At 64.5% G+C, this 17134-nt stretch carries 19 protein-coding genes and 3 pseudogenes; 13 read left to right on the top strand and 9 right to left on the bottom strand.

Features of this window, described 5'->3' with window-relative positions; translation table 11 throughout:
- Window positions 1-140: 140 nt before the first annotated feature.
- A complete protein-coding gene (locus tag ABIC28_RS13200; RefSeq protein ID WP_097211605.1) occupies window positions 141-512 on the bottom strand; it encodes a hypothetical protein in 372 nt (123 codons plus the stop codon).
- Between the two features lie 144 nt (window positions 513-656).
- On the opposite strand from ABIC28_RS13200, the gene ABIC28_RS13205 reads away from it, so the two are divergent.
- Window positions 657-1220 carry a hemerythrin domain-containing protein gene (locus tag ABIC28_RS13205; protein ID WP_097211791.1) on the top strand — a complete coding sequence of 188 codons (564 nt, stop codon included), beginning with the start codon at window positions 657-659 and terminating at the stop codon, window positions 1218-1220.
- 157 nt (window positions 1221-1377) lie between these two features.
- Here ABIC28_RS13205 and ABIC28_RS13210 read toward each other — a convergent pair whose 3' ends face one another.
- Window positions 1378-1812, bottom strand: a complete 435-nt coding sequence (locus ABIC28_RS13210) for a hypothetical protein (RefSeq protein ID WP_306455728.1) — start codon at window positions 1810-1812, stop codon at window positions 1378-1380.
- On the opposite strand from ABIC28_RS13210, the gene ABIC28_RS13215 reads away from it, so the two are divergent.
- Window positions 1805-2656 (top strand): SDR family oxidoreductase, encoded by an 852-nt coding sequence (locus tag ABIC28_RS13215; protein ID WP_354579267.1) that lies wholly within the window; start codon window positions 1805-1807, stop codon window positions 2654-2656. The two genes, ABIC28_RS13210 and ABIC28_RS13215, sit on opposite strands and share 8 nt — an antisense overlap.
- A gap of 379 nt (window positions 2657-3035) precedes the next feature.
- On the opposite strand, the gene ABIC28_RS13220 is transcribed toward ABIC28_RS13215, so the two are convergent.
- Window positions 3036-3200 carry a hypothetical protein gene (locus ABIC28_RS13220; RefSeq protein ID WP_179800536.1) on the bottom strand — a complete coding sequence of 55 codons (165 nt, stop codon included), beginning with the start codon at window positions 3198-3200 and terminating at the stop codon, window positions 3036-3038.
- Between the two features lie 392 nt (window positions 3201-3592).
- Here ABIC28_RS13220 and ABIC28_RS13225 point away from each other — a divergent pair, with 392 nt between their 5' ends.
- The 4 genes and pseudogenes from ABIC28_RS13225 (at window position 3593) to ABIC28_RS13240 (ending at window position 5251) form a co-directional block, all read left to right on the top strand.
- Entirely contained in the window at window positions 3593-4015 is a 423-nt protein-coding gene (locus ABIC28_RS13225) for a VOC family protein (protein WP_097211607.1), read from the top strand.
- 137 nt (window positions 4016-4152) lie between these two features.
- Window positions 4153-4413 carry a DUF4186 family protein gene (locus ABIC28_RS13230; RefSeq protein WP_307861320.1) on the top strand — a complete coding sequence of 87 codons (261 nt, stop codon included), beginning with the start codon at window positions 4153-4155 and terminating at the stop codon, window positions 4411-4413.
- Window positions 4414-4659: 246 nt separating this feature from the next.
- Window positions 4660-4845 (top strand): annotated as a pseudogene (locus ABIC28_RS27245) (DUF4158 domain-containing protein); the annotation flags it as partial.
- Window positions 4846-4858: 13 nt separating this feature from the next.
- Window positions 4859-5251 (top strand): DUF4158 domain-containing protein, encoded by a 393-nt coding sequence (locus tag ABIC28_RS13240; protein ID WP_257017452.1) that lies wholly within the window; start codon window positions 4859-4861, stop codon window positions 5249-5251.
- A gap of 284 nt (window positions 5252-5535) precedes the next feature.
- Here the strand turns inward: ABIC28_RS13240 and ABIC28_RS13245 are convergent, their stop codons facing one another.
- Together ABIC28_RS13245 and ABIC28_RS13250 are read right to left on the bottom strand one after the other, a co-directional pair.
- Window positions 5536-5832: a MerR family transcriptional regulator gene (locus ABIC28_RS13245; protein ID WP_179800546.1), complete on the bottom strand. Its 297-nt coding sequence runs from the start codon at window positions 5830-5832 to the stop codon at window positions 5536-5538.
- Window positions 5833-6869: 1037 nt separating this feature from the next.
- Window positions 6870-7169 carry a hypothetical protein gene (locus ABIC28_RS13250; protein WP_143548442.1) on the bottom strand — a complete coding sequence of 100 codons (300 nt, stop codon included), beginning with the start codon at window positions 7167-7169 and terminating at the stop codon, window positions 6870-6872.
- A 1043-nt stretch (window positions 7170-8212) separates the two neighbouring features.
- On the opposite strand from ABIC28_RS13250, the gene ABIC28_RS13255 reads away from it, so the two are divergent.
- The 3 genes and pseudogenes from ABIC28_RS13255 to ABIC28_RS13265 all read left to right on the top strand — a co-directional run bounded on the left by ABIC28_RS13255 (window position 8213) and on the right by ABIC28_RS13265 (window position 10900).
- Complete coding sequence (locus tag ABIC28_RS13255; protein WP_269589710.1) at window positions 8213-9034, top strand: CPBP family intramembrane glutamic endopeptidase; 822 nt, start codon at window positions 8213-8215, stop codon at window positions 9032-9034.
- Window positions 9035-9567: 533 nt separating this feature from the next.
- Window positions 9568-9849 (top strand): annotated as a pseudogene (locus tag ABIC28_RS13260) (histidine kinase); the annotation flags it as partial.
- 382 nt (window positions 9850-10231) lie between these two features.
- Window positions 10232-10900, top strand: coding sequence for a response regulator (locus ABIC28_RS13265; RefSeq protein ID WP_209928359.1), 669 nt, complete (start codon window positions 10232-10234; stop codon window positions 10898-10900).
- A 450-nt stretch (window positions 10901-11350) separates the two neighbouring features.
- Here the strand turns inward: ABIC28_RS13265 and ABIC28_RS13270 are convergent, their stop codons facing one another.
- The 3 genes and pseudogenes from ABIC28_RS13270 to ABIC28_RS13280 form a co-directional block, all read right to left on the bottom strand.
- Window positions 11351-11887, bottom strand: coding sequence for an AAA family ATPase (locus ABIC28_RS13270; RefSeq protein ID WP_269589708.1), 537 nt, complete (start codon window positions 11885-11887; stop codon window positions 11351-11353).
- Window positions 11888-12010: 123 nt separating this feature from the next.
- Window positions 12011-12130, bottom strand: a pseudogene (locus ABIC28_RS13275) (IS21-like element helper ATPase IstB); the annotation flags it as partial.
- Window positions 12131-13173: 1043 nt separating this feature from the next.
- Window positions 13174-13614, bottom strand: a complete 441-nt coding sequence (locus ABIC28_RS13280; RefSeq protein ID WP_108168818.1) for a decarboxylase — start codon at window positions 13612-13614, stop codon at window positions 13174-13176.
- Window positions 13615-14175: 561 nt separating this feature from the next.
- Between ABIC28_RS13280 and ABIC28_RS13285 the strand changes: the two genes are divergently transcribed.
- From ABIC28_RS13285 to ABIC28_RS13300, 4 genes are read left to right on the top strand one after another with little or no spacing between them, the layout of a single operon-like run.
- A complete protein-coding gene (locus ABIC28_RS13285; protein WP_097211614.1) occupies window positions 14176-14526 on the top strand; it encodes a PadR family transcriptional regulator in 351 nt (116 codons plus the stop codon).
- 2 nt (window positions 14527-14528) lie between these two features.
- Entirely contained in the window at window positions 14529-14891 is a 363-nt protein-coding gene (locus tag ABIC28_RS13290; protein ID WP_097211615.1) for a DUF1048 domain-containing protein, read from the top strand.
- Between the two features lie 25 nt (window positions 14892-14916).
- Window positions 14917-15747 carry an ABC transporter ATP-binding protein gene (locus ABIC28_RS13295; RefSeq protein WP_097211616.1) on the top strand — a complete coding sequence of 277 codons (831 nt, stop codon included), beginning with the start codon at window positions 14917-14919 and terminating at the stop codon, window positions 15745-15747.
- Entirely contained in the window at window positions 15744-16508 is a 765-nt protein-coding gene (locus ABIC28_RS13300; protein ID WP_097211617.1) for an ABC transporter permease, read from the top strand. The genes ABIC28_RS13295 and ABIC28_RS13300 overlap by 4 nt, the downstream gene beginning before the upstream one ends.
- 167 nt (window positions 16509-16675) lie before the next feature.
- On the opposite strand, the gene ABIC28_RS13305 is transcribed toward ABIC28_RS13300, so the two are convergent.
- Window positions 16676-16921, bottom strand: a complete 246-nt coding sequence (locus ABIC28_RS13305) for a hypothetical protein (protein WP_354579274.1) — start codon at window positions 16919-16921, stop codon at window positions 16676-16678.
- Window positions 16922-17134 lie beyond the last annotated feature (213 nt).

The following is a 17134-nucleotide window of genomic DNA, read 5'->3' on the forward strand; positions in this document are numbered from 1 at the left end:
AGATGCTGATTGCTCACGGGCTCACGGGCTCACGTGAGAGGCAAGCGGGGGCGGCTGTGGACTCAACCAACTAGGGTCTACCACCCTCGTCGCGCGCTGTACAGGCCCCTTTTCGGCTCGATGCACCCGGGCCCCTTGGGCTATCGCCCGGCGGGACTCTGCGAGACGTGTTCGCTCAGGCGGCGCAGAAATCTCTCGCGATGCCCGTGCAGCAGTTCCGCCTCGGCCGCGTGCACGGCCTCTTCGTGCTGCTCGACCCTGCGCAGTTCGAGTGCGCGAGTCACGCGCGCCGGGGCCGTCTCCTCATGCAGTCGACAGGCGCGAGCTGCGGCCGACTCGTCACGCAGCAAATGAGCGGCCACGCGATCGCAGTCGATGAGGATTCGCTCGTATCCCAGGCGCAGCGCCGACTCTTCGGGGAGACGCACGACAGCGACATCCTCGATCAGCTGGAGCGGTAGGCGTACGAGCCTGTAGTTGAATCGGGCCATCGCCAAGGGCAGGCCGAACACGGCTCGATCGTACCGACCGCGTCGTGCTGAGGGCTGTGGACAGCCGTTGTGGAATTCGCTGTGTGTTTCCTGGGTGAGTTTCGTGCCCAGGCCCCGCGGGTAGGCCAGGTGTGGCAAATGACCGCGACACGGAAGGCCGAGCCGATGCCCACGACACAAATCCGATCGACCGAAGATGTGGTCCAGTTCCTGGTTGGCCAGCACCAACAGATCAAGACCCTGTTCCGCGAGGTCCTCGCCCAGTCTGGCCAAGCCCGAGAGGAAGCATTCTTCGAGCTCCGACGACTGCTCGCGATCCACGAGGCCGCTGAGGAAGAGGTCGTTCATCCCCGCGCCCGACGCGACCTCGACAACGGAGAGCCACTCATCGAGGAGCGGCTCGAAGAGGAACACGAAGCCAAGGTGGCGCTGTCCGAGCTCGAGGAGCTCGATGTCGACTCGGACGAGTTCACCGCGAAGATCAGGGAGCTACAGTCCGCGGTCCTCGAGCACGCCGAGCATGAGGAGAACGAGGAGTTCGATCGGCTACGCAAGGCCCTGACCGACGAAGAGCTCGCCCGCATGACCAACTCGGTCAAATTGGCCGAAGCGATCGCACCCACACGCCCGCATCCAGGAGTCGAGTCAAAGGCAGAGAACATTCTCGTCGGACCATTCGCGGCCATGCTCGATCGGGCGCGTGACGTGATCGACGGACGTCGTACCTGAGCCGGGCCCCTGCGTGACTTGGCGGGCGACGACTTAGCTCAAGTTCCCCCACTCCGGTCGCTGTCGCTGTCGACGGCTCAGTCGATCGATCGCGATCGGCGCGCGGCTATGTGGTTGTCCCGCTGTTGTCACGCAGCTTCCGAAGGACCTGGTCGACTCAGCCTCGGGTGAGCGGATCATGAGGCGCTGACCTGATCCGCCGATGTTCGAGGACTACCAGGGCGACGCCGGCAACAAACAAGCTCAGGCCAGTGACACCGCTGATCCATGCCCAACCCTCGAACCCGTATCCGGCCGCCACCAGGCACAGCGCCATCAGCACCACGCCTGCCGCGACCACCGCGTAGCCGACCCAGCTGCGCGTGTCGATCACCGCTTCGCCGGCGTGCGGTCGAGCGGTCCTGGCGTCATCTCGAATGTCATCCCTGTCCTCGTTCACCGTGACTCCCTTCGCGTTCCTACCGTTGGATACCCCGGTCGCATACGCATACGCATACGGCGGGCAGAAGGGTTCGCGTTTCGCCTTCGTGCAGTCGGGTAGCCCGGTGTCGATGAAACCAAGTTCTGCCGCGGAGGCCACGACGATGAGCACCGAGCACACCCCCCACACCATCAACTATCCGGGCGAGACGGAGGAGATGGCCGAGGAACCGCACGACGAGATGCGCCGATACCGGGGTCGTGGCTTGCTCGAGGGCAAGAAGGCACTGATCACCGGCGGCGATTCCGGCATCGGCCGCGCGGTGGCGGTCGCGTTCGCCAAGGAAGGTGCCGATGTCGCCATCGCCTACCTCGAGGAGGAGCGGGATGCGGAACACACCACCGCCCTGGTGGCCGCCGAGGGACGCACCTGCGCCAGATTCAGAGGCGATCTAGCGGAACCGGCACACTGCCGCGCCGTGGTCGAACACACCGTTGACGAACTGGGCGCGCTGGACATCCTGGTCAACAATGTCGCCTACCAGAACCCGGTCGAGGACCTCGCCGAACTGTCCGACGAACAGTGGCGACGCACCTTCGCCGTGAACATCGACAGCTACTTCCATGTCACCAAAGCCGCACTGAACCATCTGCCAGATGGAGGATCGATCATCAACACCAGCTCGATCAACGGCCTACGCGGGAACCGGACCCTGATCGACTACTCCGCGACGAAGGGTGCGGTCATCGCACTCACCTACGCGCTGGCCCAGGCACTCCTCGATCGCGGTATCCGGGTCAACTGCGTGGCACCCGGACCGGTCTGGACCCCGCTCATCCCGGCTACGATGAGCGCCGACAAGGTCGCCGGGTTCGGTAGCCAGGCACCCTTCGGTCGAGCCGCGCAGCCGGACGAGATCGCCCCCTCTTATGTCTTCTTCGCCTCCTGCCTTTTGTCCTCGTACTACTCCGGTGAGGTGCTCGCCCCGATCGGCGGCGAAACGCTACCTGGGTGACCAGACACACGAAACCCGCGGAGCGAACACAGTTGAGCAGCGCGTCGCGCCACCAGAGAACCTCAGGAAACCAGCACCGAGCTACGGGAATTGCGCGAGCGGCTCGTAGCACCGAATGCGGGAAATCCTCGCCGACGATGGTGCGAGCACGTCTAGTCCGCGGCCCTACGCCAAACTTCTCTACAGTCCACCGGTGTCCGGTTTGACGATCGTTGGGCAGGACAGTTTTGTGCCTGCATGCGTCTTGGCAGCTGTCGTCGGCCGCTCTCGGCGGGAAACGCGCACAAGGGCATTCAGCGCCCCGTGCCGCGCAGTATTGAAATTGAATCCTCGGTTGGCACATCACCCCATGACGACGAGGAACCCGACGATATGTCGGTCAGTCTTCGAGTTCGTCGATGTTGTACTTGATGGCTGCGTCGCTGATCAGCAAGCCGAGCCCGAGGGCCGCGCTGCCGAGGGCGAGTCCGATGGTGAGAGCCAAACCCACACCCAGACCCAGCGCGAGGGCGGTGCTGCCCAGACCCAGAAAGAGGCCGAGCATGATCTCTCCCAATTCAGTGGATTTGTTCCCGACATCGCCGGGAAATCCTGACATATCCATTCTCGTCCGGTAGCACCTGCTACAGAAGAACCCAGGGGTACGGAAAACGGATGCTGGGGCGGCCATGCGTCTCCGGCGCTGGAGGCCCAGAAGGCCAGGACAGGCAGGCTCCGAGATCAGGGTTCGCAATAATCGACTGCGAGTGGCGCGAGTTCGGAATGAGGCGTCCACTGTCCACGCTGGCGCAGTAGTAGCACCAGGGAGACCAGCCGGTCGGCGCGCATAAACAAAAGACTTACCAGTAATCACGACAGGAGGTGTCGTGATTCGTTGAGACCTTGATTCTGCGCCCATCGGACAGCCCGATGGTCACTTCACGAAGGAGCGTCCAAGTGGGGTCTCAGGTCAATCCGTGCATCACGTTCAACGGCAACGCGCGGCAGGCAATGGAGTTCTATCGGCAGGTTTTCGGCGGCGAGCTGGAGATAGGAACCGTCGCGGACTTCGGCTTACCGGACGCACCCAACGCCGACAAGATCATGCACTCTCGTCTAGACACTTCGGCCGGCTACACGCTGATGGCATGGGATTTCCCCGACGACCGGCCAGGCCATCCGCCCTATCGGCCAGGGAACAACGTCGCGGTCTTCCTCGGCGGCGACGACGGCGAACTCCGCGACTACTTCCAGAAGCTGTCCGTCGGCGGCACCGTCACCCTGCCGCTGGAAATGCAGGTCTGGGGCGACGAGGCAGGCTCGCTCGTGGACCAGTTCGGGATCAGCTGGATGTTCAACATCACCGCCCAGCACAACTGAAACACGACGGAGTCGCCCGTGTTGATCGAAGAGTTGAACGCCAAGCTGGAACGGATCGGACAGCAACCCTTCCGCTCGAAGTTCCAGCTGAGCGGCCGGGACCGCGCAATGGTCGAACACCGCGGATTTGCGACTGTGTGCGCGGGCACACAGACGAACTGATCCGTGACCGGCTTGCCCCCGCCCAACCACACAACGACGGCCGGCAAACGCCCTACTGCGGCCATCCCGTCTTCGTCGCTCAACACGCGACCGCGACCTGCTGCCGCATCTGCCTGCAGCATTGGCACGCAATCCCAGCCGGCCGTGCGCTCAGCGACACCGAACGCAGCCATGTCGTGGAGGTGATCTGCTTCTGGATCGCGAAGCAGTGCGACCCAGGGCACCCTCCACCGTGACCACGCGGTTGCTGTCAACCTGCCGCGTGGATCACTGCCTCGCTGCGGCACGCCATCGGCGGCCAGCCACCGGCCGCCATGCCCAACCGTGGCGTCACCAACGTCATGGCCTCATACATCTACCAGCACCGACCATCAAAACGCCGTTGCAGTATTAGCGGAGGTTTGGGCTTGAGGCCGGGCTATGGTGCCGGATCTACGCAACGGTGAGCGGTGTTGCGGTGTAGGTGATTTCATGGCGCCGTGATGGATGGGGGCTACGGCCGGGTCGGTTCGTATTCACGTGTGGAGATGGAGCGGTTCTTCCACCCGGACGATGAGGACCGGCGGCTGATCGCGGCCCGTCGCCGCGATTACAACCGGCTCGGCTACGCCGTGCAGATGATCACGGTCTGTCATTTGGGCATGTTCCTGACCTACCCGCTGGATGTGCCGCCGGAGTTGGGTGGAGTACCCGGCCGAGCAGTTGGGCATCGACGACCCGGCATGTCTGAAGGACTACGCAGATCGGCGAATGACCCGGTTCGAGCATCAGGCCGAGATCACGCAGGAGTACGGCTTGGCCGCGTTCGCGGACGTGGAGGCGGAGCTGGCGGTGGATCGCGGACCAGGCGTGGATGACCGGCGACGGACCGAAGGTGATCTTCGAGGGCGCGGTGGCGTGGCTGCGGGCATGCCAAACCTGCTGCCCGGCATCACGGGGTTGGAGAGGCTGGTCGCCGCGGGCCGTGAGGTCGCTGACAAGCGTCTGTGGAATCAACTCGCGGGCAGGTTGGACCCGGCCGGGTCGGCGTCGCTGCTCGCCCTGCAAACCGCTCAACCCCACGAGTCAACCTGAGTGGGGGCAGTCCGACCGCTACCGCAGATAGTTTCCCGAGTCGTCCCCGCGGGTCAGGTGAATCGCGCCAGGACGACTCAGAGGTTACCGCACATAGTGAGCTGCTATGTGCGGTAACTCCTTTCGGGCCCATTGTTCCTGCAATGCCGTCCGAGTGAAGTCGACGGGGGCGGACCTCTAGCGAGAGCCTCCTCCGCGCGACCGACAGGTATCGGTGCGATAACTAGGGAATGGGACTGCTCCCCGAGCTCCGCGTCGTGAGTCCATGGCGCTATACAGCCGGGTCAGTCGGTGGTGGCTTCAGTGTTCGTGGCCTGGTCTGGGTGCTGCTGTGCCTGGCGGAATTCGGTATTGATCCGTTGGGCTTCGGTGAGTTGGTCTTCGAGGATGATGATGCGGCAGGCGGCGTCGAGTGCGGTGCCCTGGTCTATTAGTTCGCGGGCGCGGGCGGCGACGCGTAGTTGATATCGGGAGTAGCGTCGGTGGCCGCCTTCGGATCGCACCGGGGTGACCAAGTTCGCGGTGTCGAGGCTGCGGAGAAAGGCTTGTGTGACGCCCAGGAGTTCGGCGGCGCGTCCCATGCTGTACGCCGGGAAGTCCTCGTCGTCGATTCTGTCTCCCGGGCCGCGGTCGTTCGGTTTCGCCGGAATGTTCGTGGCACCTTTCGTATGCACGGACGGGGGCCCCGGCGCCTGTGCGGCGCCGGGGCCCGAGGGGATTCACTTGAACAGACCAGCCATTCGGCCGGCTTCCTTACTGGTTCCCCGCCTCGGCGGACGGGACGCGATCGTGTAACAGCTGACCGTGCACCACCTCCTAGTCGGGACTTTTCAATGTTCCGGGGCGGCGATCTTGCAACCGCCCAGGTGCGACGCCTGCGTGCGTCGCATTTCCTGCAACTTCCTGTTCCGCTCTACCGGGCTCATCTGACTGCCCGGTAGAGCGGCGGGACGCGTCGAGTCTTCCGAAACACACTCAACACATCTTCTCGACGCGTCCCGCCCTACTTACCGGTCTTCCTTCATGCGGGCAGTTCGTCCTCTGCCACGCCCCTTGGATCCGTCTCTCATCTACGGCTGGAAGATTACAACGGCGACATTCGATTGTCTACAGTCGCCACTACAGAATCTTCGTGAGCGCGGTCACTCACTCGAACCTGCAGTTCAGAGCGCTTGAAGCGGGTCTCGTGGCGGCGCGCGCGCCATCCGAGAGTGAGCTGTGCGCGCCCGGCCTCCCGATTTCCCGCCGGTGAACCCCGCACTGACAGAATGGAACCCATGCCACTACCCCTAGACGCAGCGTTCAGACGCCGCGTATATGCGAATCGACAGCGCGTGAAAGACGACAGGGAACGGGTGCCCGGAACAAATCGACGGTGGCCGGACGATGGTGGGGCTGTGCAAGGGCGGGTGATCCCGCTCAGCCATGCCACCGCGATGAAATCCGCGCGCGCAGAACTCGCCACCCACGCGCGCAGCATCGAGAACCTTCACGGGGCAATTCATCCCTGAAATATTCTGCACTACAGAGGTTTCGGCGACAGTTCATGGCTAAAAACGTGACTGCTGCCGAGCAGCCTCTGTGTGGACACGAGATTCAGCCCCGACGGGTCTGCCGGTTACCGATGCTTGGCGAGGAATGGGCGGTGCACGACAACATCGTCTGCTGGCGCGAAGGTGATGGCGTCGATGCCCGGTTCGGCGAAGGTGACGCGGACTTCCGGATTGTGGGGTTCATTGTCTTGCCGACGCTCAACAGTTGTTTCGACCAGGTAGCTGCGGCGATATGTCCGCCCGGATTGTTCGCTGGTGTCCACCTCGACGAGGATCGGCCCTTCGCTGGCGAAATCTGGCAGGTCCGCCGCTTTGATAGAGACAGTCAGGATGCTGGTTGGCGCCTGTTGGGTAGCAGAAGACATGGCGGCCGTCGTTCCTTCACTCGGGTCTGACGCGCATCACTATCGGTGGCTTCCCGCTAATCCTACGCGTGGATGGTGCGGACCGATCTGGACTCCTCGTCTGTGCCTCGCGGCGTTACGTGGCGGTGTTCTCGCGTCGCTTCTTGGCGTTTCCGAGGGGATGACTGCCGCCGCGGCTCTTCCCAATCCGCCGCGCACGGGTTCGCGGGTCCTGTATGACGATCGGCTACCAGTACGCCCTCAGGCTTGCGCGAAGCCGATTGGGCGCCCACCCAAGTTGGGCGTAACGCTCGGTATGTTTTGGGCGATTCTCCCGATATGAACAAGATGAGAGCAGCAACGCTCGTTGCGACAGTAGGGGTGCTCGGTCTTCTCGGGGGCGGGGTCGCAAATGCATCACCGGGCGGCTACGACCCGTACGCCGGCCTTCCGCTCGAGGTCCGAAATTGGCTGCAGCCGACTGTTGCCGCTGTGATGCACTTCTTCGGCATCGGGTAGCCAATCTCTTCAAACTGATCAGCCCCGGCCGAGATCCTCGGCCGGGGCTGATCTCGTCGTCCTCCATCGATAGGCGGACCCTATCGCTGTCGGCTGTCCTGCAAGGCGATCGCCAAGTCGGACGGCCATCTCGAATTGGCGTAGCAAATCCGAGATGGATCAGACGCCGGCGCAGGCGTCCCGGTAACCCGTCCTGCATCTCAGTCCGGGAAGGCTGGCCTATCCCGGACTCGAGCCCACCCAACGGTCAAAAGACTGGAACTCCTCCAGATTTGTGTGATCCGGGGCCATTCTTAAGTGTGATTACTGACCTGTAGACCTGCCCAATCTGCATGCAGCCCAGAACGCTCTGCCATGGTGAACACCCCTCCATCCACCCACCTCTGGCCTGCCGCGGTTGCAGCGACGCATCGCGTCGTAGGTAGCGTGCACGCCACCCCGAGACGGTCGCGTGGGCTACAGCCTTTCCGTTCACCATGTCGTGAAGTGGAGGCATGACCACTGCTTCGACCTTTCGGCCATCTGCAACCGTCCTCGATTCGTCCGTGCGCGCACGTGGAGTTCTCTGGTTCCTCGTTCTCGCGTTCGGGGCTTCCTGGGTTCCGTGGGCAATCGTGTGGGCCGCCGGCTACTCGCTCGACGACCCAGTCGTCCAACTGCTCACCGCCGCGTTCGTGCCCGCCGTCGCCGCGATCGTCACGCGCCGGTGGATCACCCGCGAAGGGTTCTCCGATGCGGGGCTGAGGCCCCGACTGCGTGGGGCGTGGTCGTCGTACCTGATCGCCGCGCTGCTTCCCGTAGCGGTTCTCGCGACCGCGTTGGCAGCGGCCGCGGTGACGGGCGTGTGGGACGTCGCGGCGTGGAACTTCGGGCGGGACGACCTGACCTTCGTCCTGATCGCGGTGGTGGTCCCGATTGTGGCTGCGCCCGTGTTCTGGGGAGAGGAGTTCGGCTGGACCGCGTACCTGCGGGATCGTCTCGTTCCGGGTAGGCCGGTCGCAACGACAGTCGCGACCGGCCTGGTCTGGGGTGTGTGGCACTGGCCTCTGCCCTGGGTGGGGTACTTCGGCGCCGGTGGTACCGCCACCGATGCGGTCGTGGCGATGCTGATGTGGCTTCCGTTGTCGGTGCTGCTGGAATTCGTGATCGGTTGGCTGTGGAGTCGTAGTGGGTCGGTGTGGCCGCCCGCGATCCTGCACGGCGGCAGCAACCTCGTCGTAGCCGTCGGTCTCGAGCGTTTCGTGGATCCCGGCGCCAACGCGAGTGCCGTTACGCTTCTCATGTGCGCCGCCTACGTTCCCGTCGTCCTCCTCATCGTCGGGACGACGAGGGTACGTCGGCGCGCGGCGATCGGGGCCGCGCAGTGAGGGGTGGCGTGTCGGCAGCACTGCGGTCTGGCCCCCGGTACCTCCGCACCGTGTGGCCCTGGCGGTCGTTGGCCTGCCTTGCCACCGCGGGCGTCCTCTCGATTGTCACCGTGATCGGCATCCTCCCTGTCCTGCTGTTGGGCATGACGCGTCGACTGCGGACAGCGTTGTGGGAACCGATGCTTCGCGCGCACAGCGCGCGACTGAGGCTGGTCGATCGGTCGATCGCGGACTATGCGGACGTGGAGGTGACGGCGTCCGCGAACGAGGAGCGACTGCCGACGATGCGGCATGTCGCGTACGTCCTGTGTGCGGCGATCTCCGGCGGCGCCGCCACCCTCCTGGCGATCTTCGGCGTCACCATTGTCGGGATGCTTCTAGCCGCGCCCGTGGTCATCCGCGACGACCACTTCGATCTCGGCGCGTGGACTGTCGAAACCAGTTCGGGTGCCTGGGGTTTGGCGCTGGCCGGGGCAGTCGGCACGGTGCTGCTGCTGGTGGCGGTCGGCGCCTGGGCCGCGTTCGAGGCGGCGATGGCCCGTCGTCTCCTCGGGTCCGACGCCGATCCGTGGCGTCTCGAAGCGGCCCGCCTCGAGACGACCCGTTCCGCGCTACTCGACGCAGAGGGCTCGGAGCGGACCCTCCTCGAATCGGAATTACACGACCGGGTACAGCACCGACTGGTTGCGCTGTCGATGAACCTCGGACTGGCCGAAGCAGCCGACTCGGACGGACCGACGGGCCGGCTCGCCGCCGATGCTCACCGGCAGGTGGACGAGACGCTCGCGGAGTTGCGGGCCGTGCTGCGCGGCTACTCGCCGCGGGCGTTGATCGAGCGGGGCCTCGCCCCCGCGCTGACGGACCTGGTGGCAGACGTCCCGCTCGACGTGACCATCGCGCTCGACGGTGTCACCGGTGCGGGGGAACGACTGTCGCCGCCGGTCGAGCACATGTCCTACGTGTTGGTGTCCGAGGCCCTGACGAACGCCGTGCGACACGCACAGACTCGACATGTCACCGTGCAGGGTGACCGCGTCGGGGACATGTGGCTGTTGACCGTCACCGACGACGGCGCGGGCGGCGCACACATCACTGCCGGTGGCGGTCTGGACAGGCTGCGTGGTCGTCTCGGCGCTCTCGACGGAAACCTTTCTGTGACAAGTCCGGTCGGGGGTCCCACGACAATTCGGATGGAGTGTGAGTCCGACCGAACGGCCGCTGCGGATCGTGCTCGCAGAGGACAGCCCACTGCTACGGGCCGGCGTGGAGAGCGTGCTGGCGTCCGCCGGACACGTGGTGTGCGCGGGTGTGGCGGATGCGCAGGGGCTCCTCCACGCGTGGGAGGCGCACCGACCGGACCTCGTGGTGACCGATGTCCGGATGCCGCCGACCAACACCGATGACGGACTGCGCGCGGCGGCGGCACTCCGCCAGCGCGATCCGGACCTCCCGATCGTTGTACTGTCCCAATACGTCTCGGTCGCCTATCTCGACGAGTTGCTCGGCGACGACACCGCACGGGGCGGCGTGGGATACCTCCTGAAGGAGCGCGTCGGACATGTCCGTCAGTTTCTCGACGCCGTGGATCGGGTTGCTCGTGGTGAGACCATCATCGATCCCGACGTCGTGCGGGCTCTGGTCAAGGCCACCCGCAGCCGCGCGCCGCTGGCGGTTCTCACGGACCGCGAGCGGGAGGTCCTCGCACTGGTCGCCGAGGGGCACACCAACTCCCTGATCGCACAGCGGTTGACGGTGTCCGAAGCCGCCGTGCGCAAGCACGTCGGGTCCATCTTCTCGAAGTTGCCGCTGCAGGACGGTGACAGACGCGTGCAGGCGACGCTCATCTACCTACGGTCGCTGGGCTGACGACGGGGCGAGGCAGGTCTACGCTGCCCCGGTCCGACCACAGCCACCGCCGCAGGACTGCTCCAATCGACACCTGACTGCGGCACCTGCATGCCATCCATCTGGAATCCATCCAGATTTGTGTGATCAAGAGCCGTCCTTAAGTGTGACTACCGACTGGTCAACCTATCCAATCCGCATGCCGCCCAGAACAACCCACCATTGATGAACATCGCCACGTTTCCAGTCCACGCTCTTCCAGGACCGGCCGTACGGCTTTGGCTGGCTCGTACGCAGTCGTCGGCCAGCCCGCTCGCTCCACGGCGGGCGTCCAAGCCCCGTCGACCCCGCACGCGCCGCCCGGCGCGGCGCGTCCACGCCCGCGACGTCGAGGCTGGGCTGCCCGGTTGTGATGCCGCGGCTGCCGCACCAATTTCTTCCTTGGCGTGTTCACCGTCCGACGTTGCCGAGCTAGAGGCGAAGGCGAAACCTACTGGAAGCAAGGGCGTCGGTGACACGTTCGATTGTGCGGCGCGCATCGTCGCTCGACGTGTCGAGTACGTACGGCTCGTACTCACCCAGGGACGCGAACTGCGCCCACATCGTGACAATCGGGTGCTCGTCGACGAGCGCATCGGGCGCCGTGCGAGCCTGAGCGCGCGAGAGAGTGGTGCTGCGGTCGGGCCGGAGTACGACGTAGTGGAGGGCGATATCCGTTGTGTGGCTGCGGAAGTGATCGAGCATCCACGGCCCGACGATACCGTCGAGTACCGCTGTGAATCCGCCCGCCGCGTACGTGAAAGCAGCTCCGGCGATGACGTCCATGACGGTCTGGTTCTGTTTAGCGGATGCTGGCTCGTACGGCGGGATCGCCCCGGCGACAATGTAATGCCAGAAGTCATCGGTATGCAGGTGCACGCCCCGCTCGAAGCTCCGGGCGAGCGCGGCCGCGACAGTGCTCTTCCCCGCTCCCGGCGGGCCGGTCAGAATGATCACGGTTCCGCTCATCCGATGAGCCCCCTTTCGTGCCGTCCTGTGCGCTCGGTCAGCAGATCACTCTTCTTCGACCCGACTGGCTCTGTCAACTGGAAATGGCGCAAGGTGGGGTCTGACCGTCCCGACCCCGACGGGTTAGCCGGCTGTCGCTGCTTCGGTGTGGGCGAGTCGATAGGCGTGGGTGCTGGTCTCGATGATGGTGTTGCGGTGGGTGAACCGGTCGACGATGGCTGCGCAGAGTCTGGGGTCGGTGAAGAGGGTGCGGGGCGCACGATTCGCTTTCCGCGGCGTTAACCGCGGCACCTAAAGGCCATCAATCTGGAATCCATCCAGATTTGTGTGATTAGAAGCGCCCGTTAAGTGTGGTCACCGACCGGTGAACCTATCCAATCCGCATGCAGCCCAGAACGAACCGCCATAGGTGAACACCCCTCCATCCAACCATCCACTGTCCACATCCATTCATCCATCCATGCGTTGGAAGGGCATCCGGATTTTCGGGAAGTCCTCATCTCTCAGCGTGACCGTTTTGGCACATCCGCACTCCACGCCGGGGCCGAGAAGGTCGCAGTGCGCCGTTGGGACTTCATATCGGCGACGCATCGATCTAGGAGCCCGCAGACTTCTAATCTACGCCGGGGCAAGCGCTGTCCCCCGGCAACGCCGGGTGCCGTTCGGCTTCCTGGGTCCGTGCGGGCGAAAGGCCCATGGCTTTCGCAGTCGGCGCTGGACTTCTGCCCGCTCACAGCCGGCACTCATGTCACGGGCGATCGGAATCGACTCGACAAGCCCAGGTGGAGTACTCCTCGCGGACGAGGATCGGGTGTTCACCCCGCGAATCCAGTCTTGGGTGGTGTCGGGCCGTGCCGTGATGCCGATAGACCCCTACGGGACTGGCAGTGGCACAGGGCAATTCGGGTGTCACAGCGACGGCGACGGATCGGCCGAGTCGGCTACAGGAGGCTGAGGCAGTACAAGTAGAAGCGGTGGACAACCAGCACTGCGACGGCGAGGAACCAGAATGTCACCGAGATCAGGTGGCTCCCGGCCGCGGTCATGGCTTTCGTACGGACGGGCCGGGCGAAGGTGCCGTTGTGCAGTTTCCGGAGGGTGACGTATCAGAAGACCTGGATGGTCGCGGCCCACACGACCATGCAGTACGGACAGAGGGCGCCGATGACGTAGAGCTCTGCGCGATCAGCCAGTGCACGAATGCCACGGCAGCGGTCGCACCGAGTTTCAGGCCCAGCCAATACCAGCGGGCGCCGGAGGCGAGTACGGCGCCGGTCGCCGCAAGGTCAGTCCGTCGAAGTCGTAGCGAAAGCAGTGGGCCTGGTCATGAATGTGACGCTGGGGCGCGGGAACCGGTAGGTCGCACACGCCACATCCAACGCCTCGTCCACCGCGGTGACCAGTTCGAGCTCGTGCCCCGCCGGCCGTTCAGCAACCTCGATGACCAACTCGGTGAGGATTTGGCCGTGGTCACGGTGGACCTGCTCCATCAGCGAGACCATCAAGTCGACTGTCGCGCCGATGCTCCGAGGCGCGGCTACTTCACCGCTGACGGTGTAGCAGAGCCCGACCAAGGAGAGGTTTGGCTGCTCGATCACCTCAGTCAGCTCGCGCGTGATCGCGCGCCGGGTCGCCGCATCAGCCTGCTGGGGCACGTGAACCAGAGCGTTCCGCTTCGGCTGCGGCCGAGCCAGCCAATGGTGGCGTCGGTGCAGATTCAGGGTCATCGAGTGCCTCCTAGGACCTCCGGGCGTCTCGGGTGCAGACTCCCTCTCCCCATATGTACCGCTGATAGCAGTCGACGCGCCGCCCCATTGACGAACTGCTTACATTGCCGCGCACATCGTTGACGCGACCTTCACGCCCCGGTCCTCAAGTCGTGGTCGCGCAGGGACCCGCCTAATCGGCTAACCCGTGGCGCACCTTGTGGTTACGGCCCGTGCACGGCTGTGTGTGGATCGTTGCGCCACTCGGCTTCGAAGCGTTCACTCCCGCGGGCAACCCCGACAGGTTTCGGGCTGTACATCGCCAGAGCGGGATCGCTGTCCAAGAACGCCCTCCAGATGCTCGCCTGCCGGAACGCAGACAATCAAGTCTGGTCGCCTGGCGACTGTTTCTCCTGCTCCCGCCCAGAGGCGCCTACACGTCGATTCGGGAACCCACGATCACTGTCCGCTCGCCCGGCAGGCCGAAATACTCCGCAGCATCTACCCCTTGCGCGATCACTACTCAGTGCTACTATCTAGTAGTAGTCAGCAACACTGAGTAGTGGAGAGGAGGGGGGTTCCATGGGCAGGCAGATGACCGAGATGCTCAAAGGCACGCTCGAGGGCATCGTCCTCGCGATTCTGGCCGTGCGGCCGGCGTACGGCTACGAGATCACGGCGCGGCTTCGCGAGCAGGGTTTCTCCGAGATCGCCGAGGGCACCATCTACGCCCTGCTGGTCAGGATCGAGCAGCGCGGGTTCGTCGATGTGGAGAAGGTCCCGTCCGAGAAGGGGCCGCCGCGCAAGGTGTACTCGCTCAACTTGCTGGGCGGCGAGTACCTCGAAGAGTTCTGGAGGACGTGGAGCTTCCTCGCGGAACGGATCGAACAGCTCCACCAACACGTCGAACACCCGCAGAACGAAGGAGAGTAGTCATGGCCGCAGGATGGATCGAGCAGATCACGGGCTCGTTCGAGGACAAGAAGCGTTGGCGCGAGTACAAGGCCCGCAAGGAACAGCTCCCTACGAGCTACCGAACCGGGATCGACGGGCTTGAGCGCTATTTCATGTACGCCGGGTCGATCGTCAAGGGCGATGTCCTCATGCAGATGCACGAGGACCTCGCCGACCTGATCGAGCGCGCCGCTGCAGACGGCACCCCGATCCGCGACATCGTCGGGGACGACCCGGTGGAGTTTGCGGACACCTTCATCCAGAACTACTCGGACGGCCAATGGATCAACAAGGAGCGCAAGCGCCTGACGGACGCCATCGATCAGGCCGCCGACGAGGAATGAACCCGCCAAGAACGGAGAACCGGATATGACCACCGATCAGGCCCTCGAACCCGCGATCCGGGTGCAGGGCATCGTGAAATCGTTCAATGACCTACACGTGCTGCGGGGTGTCGACTTCGACGTGACAGCGGGGAGCATCCTCGCGCTGCTCGGCTCGAACGGTGCTGGCAAGACCACGCTGGTGCGGATCCTGTCGACGCTACTGAAGGCCGACGCGGGCGCCGCCACGGTGCACGGCTTCGACGTCGCCGCGAATCCCGGCAACGTGCGCGAGTCGATCAGCCTGACCGGCCAGTTCGCCGCGATCGATGAAGTGCTCACCGGCCGTGAGAACCTCGTACTGGTCGCCAAGCTGCGTCACCTGAAGAACCCGAGTGCGATCGCCGACGACATGCTCGCCCGCTTCTCACTCACCGATGCAGGCAGCCGCAAGGCGGCGACGTACTCGGGTGGCATGCGACGTCGGCTCGACATCGCGATGAGCCTGATCGGGAACCCGCCGATCATCTTCCTCGACGAACCCACCACCGGGCTGGACCCACAGGCCCGGATCGAGGTGTGGCAGACGGTCAAGGAACTCGCCAGGGGCGGCACGACCGTGCTGCTGACCACCCAGCACCTCGACGAGGCCGAGCAGCTCGCCGACCGCATCGCGATCCTGCACAAGGGCACGATCATCCAGAACGGCACCCTCACCGAACTCAAGAAACTCCTCCCGCCCGCCAAGGTCGAGTACATCGAGAAGCAGCCCTCCCTCGAGGACGTCTTCCTCTCCCTCGTCGGTGACACCGGCGAGACCGAAACCGCCGGCGACCGTACCGACGGCACCGTCCCGGCAGGAAAGGAATCCCGATGACCACCCACGTCCTCGGCGACACCGGCGTCCTCACCGGCCGCTCGCTGCAACACATCGTCCGCAGCCCTGACACGATCGTCACCACCGCGGTGACCCCGATCGCGCTGATGCTGCTGTTCACGTACGTGTTCGGCGGCGCGATCAACACCGGATCCGACGAGTCGTACGCGAACTACATGCTCCCCGGCATCCTGCTCATCACGATCGCGTCCGGCATCGCGTACACCGCGTACCGGCTGTTCCTCGACATGCAGGGCGGCATCTTCGAACGCTTCCAGTCCATGCCGATCGCGAGGTCGAGCGTGCTCTGGGCGCATGTGCTCACCTCCATGGCCGCGAACCTGGTCTCGGTCGCGATCGTCACCGGCGTCGCGCTGCTCATGGGGTTCCGCACCGGAGCATCCGTGGCCGCGTGGCTCGCGGTCGCCGGCATCCTGATCCTGTTCACCCTCGCACTGACCTGGATCGCCGTGATTGCCGGGCTCTCGGCGAAGACGATCGACGGCGCGAGCGCGTTCAGCTACCCGCTGATCTTCCTGCCGTTCATCAGCTCGGCGTTCGTGCCCACCGACTCGATGCCCGGCCCGGTCGCATGGTTCGCCGAGAACCAGCCCGTGACTTCCATCGTGAACACTATCCGAGCCCTGTTCGCCCAGGAACCCGTCGGCAGTGACATCTGGATCGCCCTCGGTTGGCTGGTCGGCATCCTCGTCGTCGCCTACACCTTCGCGATCACCATCTACCGTCGCAAGATCAGCTGAGTCCGAGCGCCTCCCACGGAAGGCACACACCCGTGCCACACGACGTCGCCCGCTTCCCCGCACCGGGGCGGGCGGCATCGTCAATCAGCGGCGCGGTCCCCGAGGCTGGGCATGGTTGGGTGATGACGCATGCTCAGCATGTCGTTCCCGAGTTGTCGAGTTTCTCGTCAAGCACCACAGCTGAAGAAGCGAACCAATCGAAACGGTTTCTTCGACCCGAAAGCCAAGCGCGAAGCAACCTGGAACTCATCCAGATTCGTGTGATCTATAGCCGCCCTTAAGTGTGATTGCCAACTGGTCAACCTATCCAATCCCCATGCAGCCCAGACCGAATCGCCATTGGTGAACACCCCTCCACCCACGCGCTCGCCTTCCATCCACATCCACCCACCTTCCTCCATCCATTCATCCATCCATGCCGCTCCATCTCGCTCGCTCGGTGCCGTTGCAGGAGACCCTCGACGCGGCTGGTGTCGCGGGCGATCGGCACGTCCTCGACCAAACCGGGCGGAATGCAGGCGGAGAACAGGGTGCCGTCGACGGTGCCCCGAATCGGGCCGGGATGCACGGCGCACCGGCGGGGATGAAGGTCGACGATCAGGATGTCTTCCTGCCGCAACGGCAGG

Source organism: Rhodococcus sp. PvR044, from assembly GCF_040548995.1.
In the GTDB taxonomy this organism is placed as follows: domain Bacteria; phylum Actinomycetota; class Actinomycetes; order Mycobacteriales; family Mycobacteriaceae; genus Rhodococcus_G; species Rhodococcus_G oryzae.